The sequence below is a fragment of the Serratia bockelmannii genome, assembly GCF_051803255.1.
Taxonomy (GTDB): domain Bacteria; phylum Pseudomonadota; class Gammaproteobacteria; order Enterobacterales; family Enterobacteriaceae; genus Serratia; species Serratia bockelmannii.
This window is the reverse complement of the sequence record NZ_CP196512.1, coordinates 3,297,149-3,311,594: the sequence shown is the minus strand read 5'-3', so window position 1 is coordinate 3,311,594 and position 14,446 is coordinate 3,297,149. Positions and strand designations below refer to the sequence as shown.

The 14,446-nt window shown below is 44.9% G+C and carries 19 protein-coding genes; 5 read left to right on the top strand and 14 right to left on the bottom strand.

The window, feature by feature from the left end:
* Position 1: 1 nt before the first annotated feature.
* The 9 genes from ACSJLU_RS15795 to ACSJLU_RS15755 form a co-directional block, all read right to left on the bottom strand.
* On the bottom strand, positions 2–280 hold the full coding sequence (locus ACSJLU_RS15795; RefSeq protein WP_049112398.1) for a TrbC/VirB2 family protein: 279 nt from the start codon (positions 278–280) through the stop codon (positions 2–4).
* Between the two features lie 11 nt (positions 281–291).
* Complete coding sequence (locus ACSJLU_RS15790; RefSeq protein ID WP_410735709.1) at positions 292–927, bottom strand: lytic transglycosylase domain-containing protein; 636 nt, start codon at positions 925–927, stop codon at positions 292–294.
* A gap of 77 nt (positions 928–1,004) precedes the next feature.
* Complete coding sequence (locus ACSJLU_RS15785) at positions 1,005–1,226, bottom strand: hypothetical protein (protein WP_049112361.1); 222 nt, start codon at positions 1,224–1,226, stop codon at positions 1,005–1,007.
* A 396-nt stretch (positions 1,227–1,622) separates the two neighbouring features.
* Positions 1,623–1,832 (bottom strand): TraR/DksA family transcriptional regulator, encoded by a 210-nt coding sequence (locus tag ACSJLU_RS15780; RefSeq protein WP_009635174.1) that lies wholly within the window; start codon positions 1,830–1,832, stop codon positions 1,623–1,625.
* A complete protein-coding gene (locus ACSJLU_RS15775) occupies positions 1,822–2,409 on the bottom strand; it encodes a DUF2857 domain-containing protein (RefSeq protein ID WP_049264849.1) in 588 nt (195 codons plus the stop codon). The genes ACSJLU_RS15780 and ACSJLU_RS15775 overlap by 11 nt, the downstream gene beginning before the upstream one ends.
* Positions 2,410–2,423: 14 nt before the next feature.
* Positions 2,424–2,618, bottom strand: a complete 195-nt coding sequence (locus ACSJLU_RS15770) for an AlpA family transcriptional regulator (protein ID WP_009635172.1) — start codon at positions 2,616–2,618, stop codon at positions 2,424–2,426.
* Between the two features lie 139 nt (positions 2,619–2,757).
* Positions 2,758–3,684, bottom strand: a complete 927-nt coding sequence (locus ACSJLU_RS15765; protein ID WP_203260263.1) for a hypothetical protein — start codon at positions 3,682–3,684, stop codon at positions 2,758–2,760.
* 220 nt (positions 3,685–3,904) lie between these two features.
* Positions 3,905–5,098 (bottom strand): MFS transporter, encoded by a 1,194-nt coding sequence (locus ACSJLU_RS15760; protein WP_049112356.1) that lies wholly within the window; start codon positions 5,096–5,098, stop codon positions 3,905–3,907.
* 3 nt (positions 5,099–5,101) lie between these two features.
* Positions 5,102–5,806, bottom strand: a complete 705-nt coding sequence (locus ACSJLU_RS15755; RefSeq protein WP_024359930.1) for a type 1 glutamine amidotransferase domain-containing protein — start codon at positions 5,804–5,806, stop codon at positions 5,102–5,104.
* Between the two features lie 142 nt (positions 5,807–5,948).
* Here ACSJLU_RS15755 and ACSJLU_RS15750 point away from each other — a divergent pair, with 142 nt between their 5' ends.
* Together ACSJLU_RS15750 and ACSJLU_RS15745 are read left to right on the top strand one after the other, a co-directional pair.
* Positions 5,949–6,866, top strand: a complete 918-nt coding sequence (locus ACSJLU_RS15750; RefSeq protein ID WP_032693554.1) for a LysR family transcriptional regulator — start codon at positions 5,949–5,951, stop codon at positions 6,864–6,866.
* Between the two features lie 425 nt (positions 6,867–7,291).
* Positions 7,292–8,194 carry a LysR family transcriptional regulator gene (locus ACSJLU_RS15745; protein WP_015689822.1) on the top strand — a complete coding sequence of 301 codons (903 nt, stop codon included), beginning with the start codon at positions 7,292–7,294 and terminating at the stop codon, positions 8,192–8,194.
* Positions 8,195–8,232: 38 nt separating this feature from the next.
* Here the strand turns inward: ACSJLU_RS15745 and ACSJLU_RS15740 are convergent, their stop codons facing one another.
* Genes ACSJLU_RS15740 through ACSJLU_RS15725 form a run of 4 tightly spaced genes read right to left on the bottom strand, consistent with a single transcriptional unit; the run spans position 8,233 to position 11,210 of the window.
* On the bottom strand, positions 8,233–9,114 hold the full coding sequence (locus ACSJLU_RS15740) for a polysaccharide deacetylase family protein (RefSeq protein WP_015689823.1): 882 nt from the start codon (positions 9,112–9,114) through the stop codon (positions 8,233–8,235).
* 43 nt (positions 9,115–9,157) lie between these two features.
* Complete coding sequence (locus ACSJLU_RS15735; protein ID WP_439041004.1) at positions 9,158–9,889, bottom strand: HAD family hydrolase; 732 nt, start codon at positions 9,887–9,889, stop codon at positions 9,158–9,160.
* Positions 9,890–9,893: 4 nt separating this feature from the next.
* The gene (locus tag ACSJLU_RS15730) at positions 9,894–10,469 is read right to left on the bottom strand and encodes a DJ-1/PfpI family protein (protein WP_024359927.1); all 576 of its coding nucleotides are present in this window, start codon (positions 10,467–10,469) and stop codon (positions 9,894–9,896) included.
* 21 nt (positions 10,470–10,490) lie between these two features.
* Positions 10,491–11,210 (bottom strand): cupin domain-containing protein, encoded by a 720-nt coding sequence (locus ACSJLU_RS15725; protein WP_024359926.1) that lies wholly within the window; start codon positions 11,208–11,210, stop codon positions 10,491–10,493.
* Between the two features lie 460 nt (positions 11,211–11,670).
* Here ACSJLU_RS15725 and ACSJLU_RS15720 point away from each other — a divergent pair, with 460 nt between their 5' ends.
* From ACSJLU_RS15720 to ACSJLU_RS15710, 3 genes are all read left to right on the top strand, one after another.
* Positions 11,671–12,228 carry an OsmC family protein gene (locus ACSJLU_RS15720; RefSeq protein WP_032693557.1) on the top strand — a complete coding sequence of 186 codons (558 nt, stop codon included), beginning with the start codon at positions 11,671–11,673 and terminating at the stop codon, positions 12,226–12,228.
* A gap of 183 nt (positions 12,229–12,411) precedes the next feature.
* Entirely contained in the window at positions 12,412–12,981 is a 570-nt protein-coding gene (locus ACSJLU_RS15715) for a TetR/AcrR family transcriptional regulator (RefSeq protein WP_024359925.1), read from the top strand.
* Between the two features lie 16 nt (positions 12,982–12,997).
* Entirely contained in the window at positions 12,998–13,339 is a 342-nt protein-coding gene (locus tag ACSJLU_RS15710) for a carboxymuconolactone decarboxylase family protein (RefSeq protein WP_032693558.1), read from the top strand.
* A 127-nt stretch (positions 13,340–13,466) separates the two neighbouring features.
* On the opposite strand, the gene ACSJLU_RS15705 is transcribed toward ACSJLU_RS15710, so the two are convergent.
* Positions 13,467–14,369, bottom strand: coding sequence for a LysR substrate-binding domain-containing protein (locus ACSJLU_RS15705; protein ID WP_032693559.1), 903 nt, complete (start codon positions 14,367–14,369; stop codon positions 13,467–13,469).
* Positions 14,370–14,446: the final 77 nt, after the last annotated feature.

Sequence of the window (14,446 nt, the reverse complement as noted above, 5' to 3'; positions counted from 1 at the left end):
CTTATGACGCCCAGTAGGCACCGAAACCTGACGCACCGACGATAAGGATGGCGCCAATGATGACGTTGCGCACGTCATGGAGGCTCTTGCCGTCAAACAAGACTTTGTATCCTACCCACATGGTGGCAAGCGTGATGGTGACGGCGGCCAGTCCGAGCAGGCCTGTGGAAGTGTTACTCAGCGTCTCATTGGCTTTATTAAATCCGCTGTCTGCTGCCAGCACCGGGCTTGCCATTAACAAGGAAGAGAGGACGGGCCAGTCATACTCTTTTCTTTTCATCATTGTTCCTCCTAGGGGCCGGGAATGGGTAACGCGCCGCGTATCACGGCATTGGGGTAGCGCAGGGATGCCAGTACTGGCGTGGCGTTATCGGTAAGCTCGCCACGCATGACGGCGGTGGGGTAATGGATTTCCGGCATGAGCTTTTCGGCGGGAGGTCGCTGCCGGTCTTCCTGCGTCGACGGCACGGCGTAGCCGATGCGCTGGATGTAGCTGGTGTGGTTAAACGCGGATTCCGGCTGTTGGCCGGTCGTGAAATTTCCTGAGTAGTAGCAACTGAGCGCACGCTTGAGGGAACCGCCGCGGCGGTAGCAGTCGGTGAGGATGCGCTCAAAAACGGACAGGTTGGTACAGGGGTTAAGAAGGTCACGGGCACTCACGCGGTAATGACGGAAATTGGTGCTGGTGATTTGCATCAGCCCGACCGAATAACGTCGGCCCTGTGCCGCCAGCCGTCCGGTTAGACTGACGGCCTCATCCTTGCTTGTGGGGAAATGTGAAGTCACGCCTTTGCCACCGGGCAGAATTTCAGCGATGGCATACGGATTCAAACCGGATTCGACCCGCGCCACATCAAGTGCCGTCGACGGGTGAACGCTGGCGGCGCACTGCATGGCCGCCGCCAGAAATACGGTGGTGGAAAGCATGGTGGCCTCGGAATGGTAAACCGGGCAACGCGTACCGCCATCAGACGGCACAGGGCCGGGAAAAGAGGGAAGGTCGGTTAAATGGGCTGAGTATCCTGTGTCGCGTCGCCGTCATCCCTGGGCTCAAGGAGCACTAACTTGCCGGAAACGGCAATGCCGGGTGTCAGTACCACGTTCAGGCCGGGTTTACCGTGATGGGCAAAAGCCACGCCGACTTTCGTCCACCAGGTGTTTTTTTCACCCTGCGGGTCGGGCTGACTTTCATGGGTGACAAATACCTGATAAATGGGTTTTCGCATGTGGCCTCCTCTACTAAAAACAAGGATGAGTTAAAGAAATGTCACATCCCAATTCTGCATTCCGGTTTTAACGGGTCAGCGAGAACATTCAGCGGCACCCTGAATTGTGGTTTCGTGACAGCCCGAACCTTATTTTTAAAGAGCAACGCCTGATTCAGGCAAATTTACGTCAATACGGGTAACTATTATGTAATGACGCTTTCAGGATCAGATATCCGGGGCGGTATATAAACGATAAATTCAAATTTAAAATGAGAGAGATAAATTAGCGGTAGAAGCGGATAAGCTTTGGGGTAAATAAAAGGAAGTGAAATATATAATAAAGACGACTGTGGATTTATAGTTAATGATAGAGACATGCAGGGGAAATATTCCTGCATGTCTCTGTGACCATTATTAACGTCTTCGGCGTTCAAGTTTTTCCTGACATTCCGTGCAGGTGGTTATGCCCGGAAGTGCCTGCCGTCGCTTTTCAGGAATGGGCTTACCGCATACACGACAATGGAATAATGATGGCGTAGACCCTGGCTTAAAACGACTCTGTTCAATCATATCCTCCAGTCGTTGCTCATTAAATTCCTGATCGCGGTCAATCTCATCTGGCATGGGCGGCCCTCCGGTCTGACGCCTCCTGTTCGCAAAGTGCGATACGCTTCCAGACGATGGTCAGTGACAACCCTTCGACTTTCGGCAGCAGGGTTTGCGTTACCTGCATCATGGCGGCCAACGCATCGGTCGATTCCAGGTTGGCCACCCGGCATTGTTGCCATTGCCGCCAGATGGCCGCATCCGTCTCTTCGTCCGGCTCTGGCGTCCGGCCATAAGGCACACGGACGCCCAGTAAGCGGCGGCGAAGGCAAACTTCGTTGGAGGTGAGGCCAAAATACTTGTTGAGTAGCGCAATTGACCCACCCAGCCGGATAGCGTGGTTGATACGTTGCTGCTGCAGAACCTCCTCACGGGATTTCGCCAGAAGCAGGTGTAATGCGTCGTGATGAACCGTCACAGCCAAAAACTGCGCAGACTCCCGACTGATGATAAACAGCTCGTCTAGTGATAATTGGTTGAGGGCATTCATTTCGTCGAAAGTGAATCCTAGCGATTCACAGTAACGAATGTTGCCCTCCTTCAATGCATGCAGGGCATCGGTTAATACGGCGTAATTAAGTGATGGGATAATCATGGTATTTTCTCCCTTCAGCCTATTGAGCGGCGGACTAATTTAATATTGATCCATTCGTCAATTTCCGATTCGAGCCAGGCGACACTGGCCGGGCCAATCTTGATTGAGCGGGGGAAGGTGCCGTCTTTCATATACAGATAGATTTGAGAGCGCTTCAGGCCCGTTTTTTCCTCAACCTGTTTCAGACGTAATAACTGATGAGATGTCACGGTATTCTCCTGTGGCAGATATAGCGCTAGCCGGGAGAACACACGACAACACAAAGTCGTGGTGTGGCGAAAGCTGATGAGTCCGTATTACGGAAAATACAATCCTTAATACGGACTTACACTGCAAAGGGACATCATCTTACTTTTGTGCCGATATGGAAGAGGGCGAGCCGCGCTCAAGCGCTGTCTTCAGCGTGTCGCCACTGAATCGATCAGTAATGCCTTCCTCAGATGCCCATTGTTCAAAAATGGACAATAATTTATACGGTTGCATGATTAACGGACTGATAGTTTCATTATTTTTGCAGGCAAGCCAGAAGAGGCGTGATAGAGGGGTGGATATCCGAGTTGGAGACGGTTGAAGTATTTCTTTTTCGATCGGTTTGTTGATCAACTTATCAAGTTCACTTTTTCTGAGGACAAAGCAGGCATCACTCGGTAATTCATGCATAGGAAAATAATATTTATGCGAATCTTTCTTTGTAGCGTTTAGTATTATATCTTCGTAATCATCTGATGAAATATCTTTAGGTAGCCTTTTTACGTGTCGTTCGATTCTTTCATGCCATGTCATCTTTTCGAAAAGTTGAAACGATTCCCCCAATAAACAGACGGTAATACCATAATTATTCGACTTTGCTCCTGTTACAGGTGATGGTATCTTTAATGAATGTGCAAGTAAACGCTGTATAAGGACATATTCATAGCCGAGTAATGTTGTGTCAATGACTCTTTGTACAGGGTGGATATATCTTCCTTCAGTACTGAAAGTTAAATTGTTCTCGTTGACAAAGGAACTTTCGGTAGGCATGAATGATTTCATCGTTGACGAATTTTTTATTGGTCTTAGCTTTAATTTATGATTTCGTGATTTAATTTTCCTCAATATTACTGGGGATTGAAAATATATTGAAAACCGAATTTTCCCTTGCAGAGCAAATCGATAAAAATCACTTTTTCTTATTTTACACCCATTCAATGCATTGAGAAGTCTTACCGCCTCCCTTATAGTTATCCAGTCTGGAATTCCATCTCTAATGTTTAGGCAAGTTGGATTGTCTGACATAATACATCTCCTTTCACACAATGATATTGCTGATGAATTTCGCTGTGTTTTTGAAAGATGTTTAAAATTCTGATTGATATGAAATAGATCAGAATGATATGGGCTGATTTTATAAAATAAAAAATAACCTATGTTTTGTTGTGACATTTTTCAAAGAGGTAAAATAAAATGGCTCAGTGATTTGGTGTTCACTGAGCCATTTTAAATGCTATGTGTACTATCAGGAGTAATCGGAGGTGGTGCGTCTTTTATTAGAATTTATTTGTAATAACATCCATAAAATACCAACGATTACTACTCCGCCTCCAACCCAAGTAGGGCTTGTAAGACCAGTAACATTCAGTGCTACCCCCCCCAATAGCGACCCTAATGCAATTCCTCCGTTAAAACCGGCAATATTCAGTCCTGCTGCCACAGCTGGAGCTTCAGGTGCATGTATGTGAGATAGCCCTATCACTCTTGCTTGCATTGAGGGGACCGCTGCGTATGTCAATGCTCCAAGCAACCCAATAAACAGTGCCATTAACATTAAGGATGAGACAGAGAACCACATAGCAAAGAGGACGATCGCCAGACCAATAAGAATTGTCATCACGGCACGATCTGCACCTTGCTTGTCAGTCAGGCGACCACCCCAGACATTCCCGATAGCGGCCATCACGCCGTAGACCAACATAAGCAAACTACTCGTACGCTCGTCTACATGCGTTACCTGAAGTAGAATCGGGGAAATATACGTATACAGGGCAAAAGATCCTGCATAGGCCAAAACTGTAATTCCTGCTCCCGCAAGCAGTAGTGGGTTGAACATGGCTTTTAAACCGTCCATGGCATTTGCTTGCAAGGAGGGATCATTTTGATCCGTGGGCATCAGCATTGCCAATCCAATGAAACCGATCGCTCCACTTGCCGTTACTGCCATGAATATAGACTGCCAACTCAACAGACTACCGATGTAGGTACCAAGTGGTACGCCTAATGCCAACGCAATTGTAAGACCGCCAAAAACGACCGAAACAGCGGCGCCAGCACGATGTCGCCCAGCCAGTTGGGTTGCCACACTTGAAGCAACAGCAAGAAACACTCCGTGCCCTAAACCGGAAGCAAATCGTGCAATCAACATAGGCGTTAGGGACTCAGACGCACCGACGATACCATTGCCAACTGTAAACAGGCCCATAGCAACAAGTAATAATCTTTTACGAGGCCATCGTGTTGCCAACGCAGTTAATCCCGGAGCACCAATTACGGCACCGAGGGCGTAGGCTGTCACCGCTGTACCTACATGACTGACACTGACGTTTAGATCAGCTGATATCCTGGAAACTAAGCCGATCGTGACAAATTCAGTGAATCCCAAAGCAAAAGCGCAGAGTGCAAAGACATATATAACAAAAGGCATGCGTTCTTTCATAACTCAGGCTCTTCTATTTTCAATAGAAGCCAACAAAGGCAGCATTGCCTCAGCGACTCCTTTTGCGGAAGCGGGATTCTGTCCGGTCACTAATCTCTCGCTGACAATCACCTGTGGCTGAAAATTTGCGGCTGCAAGATGCTCAGCACCTCTTTGCTTCAGCGTGTCTTCAAGTAAGAATGGAACAATGTCGTACAACCCTACAGCACGTTCTTCATCGTTGGTAAAAGCTGACACCTTTTTGCCCGCAACCAGATATTCATTATCGGAAAGCCGAATATTCACCAATCCGGCGGGGCCATGACAAACCGCAGCGACAACGCCACCCTTTTCATAAATTCGTGATGAAACACCCGCCAACTCTATATTGTCAGGGAGATCCCACATCGTCGCATGCCCTCCTGCATAGTAGACGGCGTCATAGACGTCAGGATCAATCTGCGAGGGTTTTAATGTGGTTTTAGTTGCCTCGCGTAAGGAATCATTATTCCAAAAGGAGGCGTTAACCGGATCGCTGAGGTCTAAACCGTCAACATGTGTCTTGCCTCCCTTGGGACTCACGAAATCAATTTCATATCCTTCTTTTGTGAGTACATCGTAGGGGTGAGACACCTCAGAAAGATAGAAACCACTGGGTGCGGCATCTTTACTCTCGGCTTGACCTTTACGGTCATGGCTGGTCAATACAAACAGGATACGTTTGGGCATTTTAACTTCCTCTATATGGGGGGACTTAAAGCAAAATTCTTCTGACTGCATGCGACATAACAGACTTGTCATATTGAGTCTTATTGTGGAACAATCTATTTATCCTTTAAATAGACCTAAACGGACAAACACTTACCCCAAAATGAACAAAATAAACTTGAGAAATGACGACCTTGAAGTGTTTTTACACGTCGTCGACAGAAACAATTTCTCTGCCGCAGCACGAGACCTACAGATACTCCCCAAGATGGTGAGCAAGCAGATAGCCAGGCTGGAAACTGCACTTGGCACTACACTTTTTGAAAGAAACACCCGTAATCTACGTATTACAGACGAGGGCAGAGCTATAGCTGAGAGGGCTCGCGTAGCGTTGGCCGTTCTGGATGAGATGAAGGAACTTTCCCGAGGGGATAGTGAGGAGTTAAGCGGAAATATTCGTTTGACTGCGCCCGCACCGTTTGGCCGAAAATATGTTGCTCCTGCGATCGCTGCATTCTGCCAAGTACATCCGAGGGTGGGCTTTGATTTAAGGTTATCTGACCAAATCCAGGATCTTTACAGTGGTGATTTCGATCTGGCTATTCGTATGGGGGATCTGGCTGATTCTCGCCTTCTGGCCAGAAAAATAGCAAATAATAGACGTATTCTCATCGCATCGTCCGAATATCTGAAGAATCATCCACCCATTGAGCGACCAGAAGATCTTTTAAATCACAACTGCTTAGTATTCGCTTACCCGGGTTTTTTACACAATTCATGGACGTTACGTAAAGCCGGTCATGAAAGAAGCATCAGCGTTACTGGCAACCTTATCAGTGACAACGGAGACGTATTGCATGCCTGGAGTTTGGCGGGGCTTGGCATATCTCTTCGAGAAACTTGGGATATTCATGATGAATTGAGAGCTGGGAAACTTTGCCGAGTTCTGCCTGATTGGGAAGCAAACACATCTCAGATCAGTGTTGTCCGGGCGCGGCGAGAACCAATACCCCGTAGGCTAAGTGTATTTATTGATTTCATGACTGAAAAATGGAAACGGGCACCATGGGATGATGATTAATGTTCCGAGAGGTAGTCCGAACCGGTCTAAAAGAAGCTAACCGCTTCACTGACCAACGGAATTTGTGATAACTCGATTTGAGTTGAGGTCGTCAACGTTAATAGATAAAAATACAATGATTGTTTAGTCAATTTAAAGGTTTAGCGACTATCACTCCCCAGAGTATGTAATAGAAGACAACACGCCAATCCGAATCTCATGGCATGCTTGAAACCTTAATGCCAACCAGTATAACGCACGTAAAATATAGGTATATCAATGGGTTATCTTGATATGTTCTATCCTTGCCCTATAAAATCCTTTAATTGTTAAAATAAGTTAATATGTATAGAAGCATTAACGGAACATGTTTATAACATAATACTGTGCAGGCTTTCGATTTTATGTCGTAATCGGAGAGCTTCAGGCTCTTAAGGATGCGCAGTATGAGCTATCTGGTTCAGTTACGAAGTTTTGTTGAAGTATACAAAGCTGGTTCGATTTCAAAAGCGGCAATGCGGTTGGGCATAAGCCAGCCTGCAATGTCTGCCCACATTCATTCACTTGAGGCTTTTACCGGGTGTGTTCTCTTTACTCGTCGTTCACATGGTGTGGTGGCTACAGTGGATGGGGAGGAATTGGCGAGATTGGTGGCTTCAGATTTAGAAACGATTGAACTGAAGTTGTCGATGCTTAGATCACGTACAAGAAAGTCCTCGGGGACAGTATCTTTCATCGGGCCAGCAGAATTAATGTGGTCAAAATTACCGTACTTGGTGAAAATATTATTCAATGAAGGTATTAAATTTAAAGTTTTGACAGGAAATAGGAAGCGCATATACAGCTGTCTTCTGGACGGAAGTTGTCAACTAGGTTTCACAACTTCTATGCCGGATAAACAAAAATTTGGATATGCTGAAATTGGAATGGAAAAGTTAATAGTTGTGGTAGCGTCACTCATAGCAGACAACTTCAAAGAAAATGAGGACGTGATTGATACGCTGTCGAAGCTTCCTCTAATAGCTTACGATGAACAGTTACCCTTGATAAGGGAAGTTTTCCAGGATTCTTCGCGATTTTTTGCACTGCTTCGTCCGTCTATTACTGTACCGGATTTGCGGATTTTAGAAAGAATGATCCGAGAAAATATTGGTTGGACTGTGATGCCTGAGTATTTATGCGCCCAAAGCATAGCAGGAGGTCAGATCGTTGAAGTGAATGTCCATGAGAGACTCCCTATAAATTCAATCTATTTGGTATGGATTGATAGCTCATTACGTAACCCACTCGTTTCAGGAATAAGAGACAGAATTCTCGAACTATCAAAAAATAGCGGATTTATGGTTTGAGATACATAAAACAGGCAGCCTTATCGGCTGCCGTGTCATTATTTTATCCGTGGAGATCGCTTGGCAAAGTCATCTGCAATGTCATTCAATTTTAGGAATTTCACCCCTGGATGACCAAGCATATGAGTTAAGAGGCGTTCGAGCATCATTAACACGTGCGGGCGTCCAGATACGTCCGGGTGAATCGTAAAAGTAAAGATCGCATATTCATGCTCACGGTAGACCCAATCGAATTGATCTCTCCACAACTGTTCGATGTCCCTGGGATTCATGAAACCTTGGCTGTTGGGTTTTGTTTTCATGAACATGAAAGGAGGAATATCGTCGATTGTCCAACTGGCGGGTAATTCAATAAGGTCCGTCTCTTCTCCGCGTACCAGCGGTTTCATCCATTCGGTCGGTGTCTTGGAATAATCTATCTTGGTCCAGGAATCACCTTTCCTGACATAATAAGGCTGATGATCATGATGCATTAGTGAATGGTCATATTTGATGCCATTTTCTAATAGAAGATCTGTGGTTACAGGAGAAAATTCCCACCATGGAGCGACATACCCAGTAGGTCTCTTCCCTGTTAATTTTGTGACCATGTCAATGCCTTTTAGAAGGACTTCTCTTTCTTGGTCAGGCGACATAGATATTGGGTTTTCATGACTGTAATTATGAACCCCTACCTCATGTCCAGCATTGACAACTGCTTCCATTTGCCGAGGAAAGGTTTCGATGGAATGACCAGGCATAAACCAGGTGGTGGGGATATTAAACTGGTCAAATAGATTCAGAAGACGTGGAGTACCTACTTCGCCAGCGAACATACCGCGAGATATATCGCTTGGAGAATCTTCTCCCCCATAAGAAGATAGCCAGCCTGCAACGGCATCTACACCCACTCCAAAACCACATAGTATTTCTTTCGCCATGAGTTATTACTCCTCATACAGAAAAAATTGAAATAATATTGCGTTAAGAGGGTTTCTTGACTAATTTCAAGAGATCCTCGGTATCTAATTCATTAATTCCTTTTTGAAGTGCCATTAATTTATGCTCAGGGATGTTGTATCCCCAATTAGCCCAAAATGATTGAATGCCATGATCTAATGCATCAATAACATTTTGGATATTGTCATCAATAAATAGAATATCCTCGTTTTTATCTAAGGCTATTGATTTTAGCAAGGTAAGAGTCTTGTTTTTGTCAGTCATCCTCCCATATATTTTATTCGCGGGTATGTTTAAACCATATTTACTTAGAATGTATAATATAGACTCTTCATCCTTTCCTGATACAATATAGATATCATTAGCTGTTTCAAATAAATTTGAAACATCCAATAGCGGACGGTGTAGTTCAGCCCAAAAATCAGGGTAGAGACTTCTTGCCAGCTTCCTATAATGGATGAACTTATCCCTGAATATTTTCTTATCTTCAGTTGGAATTGATTCATATATAGCAGTGAATCTGTCATTATCTATAGCTTCATTACCAAATTCAGTGAATGAGGCAATAAAGTGACCGTCATGGCGTACAAAATTCCTTAATTTCCTGAATCGTTTAGCCATCAGGCGTGGGATGTTTTGAAGTACATCTTGGTTAAAATCACTGAGAGGTCTGTCATGTAATACATTCCATGTAATTAGCATGCATTCGTCTACTCCATCAACCACGACCCCGTCGAAATCCATTGCTATTAACATCGAATTATACCACCAGCGGTTCTTTAAGAGTTTCGCCGCGCTTCCATCTATCTATTGCATCGAATGTCTGACGCATAAATTTTCCACATTCAGCATAATAGGAGCAAGTTATGATATTCCCGTCGACAACTACATCTGCTTCAATTACATTGGCGCCGGAATTAACCATATCGTCTTTCAGACCAACATAAGCGCAGGTGAGTTTGTCTCTTAGAATACCGGCAGAAATCATAATCCAGGGACCATGGCAGAGCCCAGCCACAACTTTCCCCTGTATTACCATCTGCTTTAGAAAATCTTTAACTCTCTGATCTTGGCGAACTCTATCAGGCGCTTCATGACCGCCAGTGAGAATAACAGCATCAAAATCAGTGGCGTTGAGTTGATCAAAATTAATATTGTCTTTGGATCTTTTATCCATAGGAACAGTGATGCCATATTTCCCTGTCACTGCACTTCCATCCTTTGTTGCAATAGATATATCGTATCCTTCCTCTTTAGAACGATAGTAAGTATAAACTACATCGTGATCCTGAAAACCTGGACCAGTGATTATCACTACTCGTGTCGGATTAGACATGTTATTTTCCTTCTTATTGCGTTACGGGACGTTAATTAAAAATACATTCTGACCACAGTACATTTCTGAGATGGCATCTTTAGCTCGTAGGATATGAATCTTTCCCATTAGATGGCTTTTTACATCTAATGAAATAAAAATAAAATCATCCTCGTCATTCAACATTTTTCTATCAAGATTTTTGACGGAAAAGTATGCTAATTTGTGTAGGTCATGTTCTCTGATCAATGTGCCTGCAGCTATCTGTTGCAAAGGAGGTAAAAGATCATGTTCCTGTGATTTCTTTTCATATGCCATATTTTGCCGGCCATAATTATCTTTAAGTCTGAGTAAGTCGAATTTGTTTCTTGGATTTTCAACTTCGATTAATTCGATGCCTGATTTTCCCGAAATAGTCTGATGGAATACACCTTTTGCAATATATATGCTGTCCCCAGATTTTAACGCCTGATGTGTACCATCAAGAAATCTGGTCTCGCCATCACCATGTAGGCATATAAGGACGGTGTCTTTGAGTATATGACAATGCATTGACGTGGATTGATTCTTTGATATATGAAGGCGCCATACATCAAAAATAGAATCACAATAAACTCTATACTCATATCCCCATGGTTTTTCTATGAATCCATTGAGATGTAAGTCTTTCTCAAATGACTCACCATTATTTGAAGTTGAAAGTAGGATTTTGTTTATTTCAAGCAAGTCATATACATTTGGAGTCCGGTTGTGGATTTCCATATGGTCGCTCCCCCGCTAATTGAATTGCTGAATGTTGATTTCACTTCGGTCAATCGTTCTGTGATTTCAGTCTATAACGGTTATTTAGTACGAGAGAAATAACTTTTATGATGATTGCCTATATTGTTTCTTTTGATCAGTCCTTCATACTCAATAATTACTGAAAACTATGCTTCTATACTTGGGTACTGTTAAAGATGCATAGATTCTATGCCGTCAGGAGGTCATAGCTCACAAGCGATTAAGATGCTTAGCAAGATGCCGAACTCGGACGTCAGCACGATACATCGCATAATGTAGATATCGCAGCGTTTACGTCCCTGTTTGTAGCTCTATCTTAAGAAGTTGCCCCCATAGTGGTAGACAACACCTCAATCTTAAAGTAATCTACCATCTAGTAGGTTGATTGCGTTTGGCACCAACCTTATCTTTGAGATCACTCGACACTTCAGGAGTTGTCATGACTAATTCAAAAAAACCTTTTGCTGACGCTAATGTTATTCGCGGTACACGAGAAGCTATTCGCCAGCAGCCAGAGCTGGGCAATCTCACCTTTAACATGAAGAGTAAATCCAACGGTGGGGTATCCGTCCGTGTGGAAACTCATGCGACTATCCAGAACGGCCAGGTTGATACCAGTCGCTCCGGAAAATTTGCTAATGTTGGCGATGAACCTGCTGATTTATCGGGTACTGATAGCGGTATGGGCCCAGCTGAGTACATTTTGCAGGCACTTGCCGGCTGTTATACCGCGACTCTGACTGTGATGGCGGCAGAAAAGGGCATTGAGCTTGATGGTATTGAACTTGACCTGAACTTCGACATTAATCTGAACGGTTTCCTGGGTCTTGACGAAAAAGTTCGCAACGGGGCGAAAGCGATCCGTGTTGGCGTTAAGCTCTCCAGTCCGACCGCCAGCCGTGAACAGCTTGAAGAAATGGTTCGTGCACTGCCAGAAAGCTCGCCGATCCACGATACGTTGGCGAACCCGGTCAGTATTGATACCCGGTTGGTGTAGGTAAACCTCAGAGAGGGAAATGCCTGAACACTGTCATTTCCCTACTGCCTGATGGCTATTAACCCCGACCAAAACGCGTTATCAGAGAAGGTTAAATCGCTGTTGTGAACTGATGTCCCCTTGCAGGGAACAACAGGCGCAGATAATATCTACCAACTAGTAGATTATAATTGTGAGGATTATATGTCAGTCATGACACGAGAAAGGCTTCTGAATGAAGCGGACCATCTGATGCGCGAACGGGGTTACTCTGCATTCAGCTATGCTGATTTGTCAAAGAGCATTGGTATCACCAAGGCCAGTATTCATCACCACTTCCCAACAAAAGACGTTTTGGGCGAACAAGTGGTGATTCAGGCCCATACCGATACCAAAAACCGATTTGAACAGATTGAAGCGACGGAGAATACGGTTGCGCAGATGCTTACCGCCTATGTAGAGCTTTTCATCGAAAGCTATCGCACGTCGCGTATGCCGCTATGCTGTGCTTTGTCTTCGGAAATGGCCAATCTGCCACCGAATATCAGAGTACAGGCGACCGAATATTTCGATATGCAGATTGCCTGGTTGACCAAGATTGTCAGCCGTGGCGTTGATGCAGGGGAGCTGACTGCTGACCTGCTGCCATCAAAAATGGCTCTGCTTATTTTGAATTTATGCGAGGGCGCAAGCGTTGTTTCCCGGGCGATTAATAAGCCTGAGCTTTTCAACGATACGCTTGAACAGATCCTAATGATTGTTAAAAGAAAATAATTCTGGAGATGACCCCATGTTAGATTGGAATGAATACCGCTCAGAAGTGATGCAACGTGTTGGTGATCTGGGTAAGTTGACCCCGGAAACACTAAAAGGCGTCATGGCTTTGGGCAACGCCGGCAATAAGACCAACCTCCTGGGCGCGAAAGTGCGTGAACTGATTGCACTGGCTTGTGCGGTGACGACTCGCTGTGATGGTTGCATCGCCGTCCATGCCGAAGCTGCCGTTAAAGCTGGCGCCACAGAAGAAGAAATTGCTGAAGCCCTGGGTGTGGCAATCAACCTGAATGCAGGCGCTGCCGTTGTCTATTCCGCACGTACGCTGGATGCGATTAAGCAACTGAAAGCGCAATAGTTATCGCGTTGAAAATATAAAAGGGCATGACTGCCCTTTTTTCACTTCTGACAGACATTGTCATCATGCTCTCTGGCATTAGGTCTGATATGACTTACATTGCCACTTATCAGAACGAAAACAGACTTTATTCCTCGTTAAACACATTTCTTACCCATTCGGCCAAAGCCTGAACGCCTGGTCGGTTAAGGTTTTCTCGTGGCATAATGAGGTCATATCCTCGCCCGGCGGGTATTTCTATTTCAAAAGGGGCAATCAGTCGGCCCTCATCGAGGTAATGTCGAATGAGTCGTTTTCTGCCCATGATGATACCGCCGCCATTGAGTGCCGCTTCAATCGACATCTGACAATTGTTGAAGCTCAAAAAATTATCTTCAACAGGCAGGTTTTTGCCAGACTCCCTGCACCATTCTCGCCATTCGGAAAAAACATTCTGGGAGTCAACGGATTCAGACGTATGAATGAATGGGACTTCAGCTAACCAATGGTTTGCTTGCCTGATTTTTTTTGCAAGAGATGGAATACAGACGGGAACCAGCGTCTCTTCAGATAACCGTTCGCAGTAGAGATCGGGGTATTTCAGATTACTGTAGTAGATAGCGACATCTACCCGTTCAAGATTAAAATCTACCAGACCGGCTCTCACTCTGAAATTGATATTCAGCCCCGGCCACCGTTCGGTAAATACCGGTAAGCGCGGCATCAGCCAGAGAAAAGCGAAGGTAGGTGGAAGGCCGACAGACAAGGTTCCTCTCAGCCCCTGCACGCGAATATCTTCTATTTCATCACTGATGCGTTTAAGTGAAAACGCGAGTACGCCAAGTAAACGCTCCCCTTCATCGGTCAACTGAAGCTTTCTGGTCATTCTGATAAATAGTCTGAATCCGAGCATGGATTCAAGAGAACGAATGCGTTGGCTAACGGCCCCTTGCGTCAGATTGAGGGTAGTCGCCGCCTTAGTAAAGCTCATATGCAGTGCTGCCGTTTCAAACGTATGCAATAGTGCCAGTATGTTCTGTTGAGCGAGCATTCATCATTTTCCTTCTTAATTTTTCTTATGCATTATTTACAGTAATGCATACCCCGGAATTGATCGTTTGTCCACTA

Excerpts from the sequence above, each read along its gene's own strand:
- ACSJLU_RS15795 (WP_049112398.1), bottom strand. The coding sequence starts at position 280 with ATGAAAAGAAAAGAGTATGACTGGCCCGTCCTCTCTTCCTTGTTAATG.
- ACSJLU_RS15790 (WP_410735709.1), bottom strand. The coding sequence starts at position 927 with ATGCTTTCCACCACCGTATTTCTGGCGGCGGCCATGCAGTGCGCCGCC.
- ACSJLU_RS15785 (WP_049112361.1), bottom strand. The coding sequence starts at position 1,226 with ATGCGAAAACCCATTTATCAGGTATTTGTCACCCATGAAAGTCAGCCC.
- ACSJLU_RS15780 (WP_009635174.1), bottom strand. The coding sequence starts at position 1,832 with ATGCCAGATGAGATTGACCGCGATCAGGAATTTAATGAGCAACGACTG.
- ACSJLU_RS15775 (WP_049264849.1), bottom strand. The coding sequence starts at position 2,409 with ATGATTATCCCATCACTTAATTACGCCGTATTAACCGATGCCCTGCAT.
- ACSJLU_RS15765 (WP_203260263.1), bottom strand. The coding sequence starts at position 3,684 with ATGTCAGACAATCCAACTTGCCTAAACATTAGAGATGGAATTCCAGAC.
- ACSJLU_RS15760 (WP_049112356.1), bottom strand. The coding sequence starts at position 5,098 with ATGAAAGAACGCATGCCTTTTGTTATATATGTCTTTGCACTCTGCGCT.
- ACSJLU_RS15755 (WP_024359930.1), bottom strand. The coding sequence starts at position 5,806 with ATGCCCAAACGTATCCTGTTTGTATTGACCAGCCATGACCGTAAAGGT.
- ACSJLU_RS15750 (WP_032693554.1), top strand. The coding sequence starts at position 5,949 with ATGAACAAAATAAACTTGAGAAATGACGACCTTGAAGTGTTTTTACAC.
- ACSJLU_RS15745 (WP_015689822.1), top strand. The coding sequence starts at position 7,292 with ATGAGCTATCTGGTTCAGTTACGAAGTTTTGTTGAAGTATACAAAGCT.
- ACSJLU_RS15740 (WP_015689823.1), bottom strand. The coding sequence starts at position 9,114 with ATGGCGAAAGAAATACTATGTGGTTTTGGAGTGGGTGTAGATGCCGTT.
- ACSJLU_RS15735 (WP_439041004.1), bottom strand. The coding sequence starts at position 9,889 with ATGTTAATAGCAATGGATTTCGACGGGGTCGTGGTTGATGGAGTAGAC.
- ACSJLU_RS15730 (WP_024359927.1), bottom strand. The coding sequence starts at position 10,469 with ATGTCTAATCCGACACGAGTAGTGATAATCACTGGTCCAGGTTTTCAG.
- ACSJLU_RS15725 (WP_024359926.1), bottom strand. The coding sequence starts at position 11,210 with ATGGAAATCCACAACCGGACTCCAAATGTATATGACTTGCTTGAAATA.
- ACSJLU_RS15720 (WP_032693557.1), top strand. The coding sequence starts at position 11,671 with ATGACTAATTCAAAAAAACCTTTTGCTGACGCTAATGTTATTCGCGGT.
- ACSJLU_RS15715 (WP_024359925.1), top strand. The coding sequence starts at position 12,412 with ATGTCAGTCATGACACGAGAAAGGCTTCTGAATGAAGCGGACCATCTG.
- ACSJLU_RS15710 (WP_032693558.1), top strand. The coding sequence starts at position 12,998 with ATGTTAGATTGGAATGAATACCGCTCAGAAGTGATGCAACGTGTTGGT.
- ACSJLU_RS15705 (WP_032693559.1), bottom strand. The coding sequence starts at position 14,369 with ATGCTCGCTCAACAGAACATACTGGCACTATTGCATACGTTTGAAACG.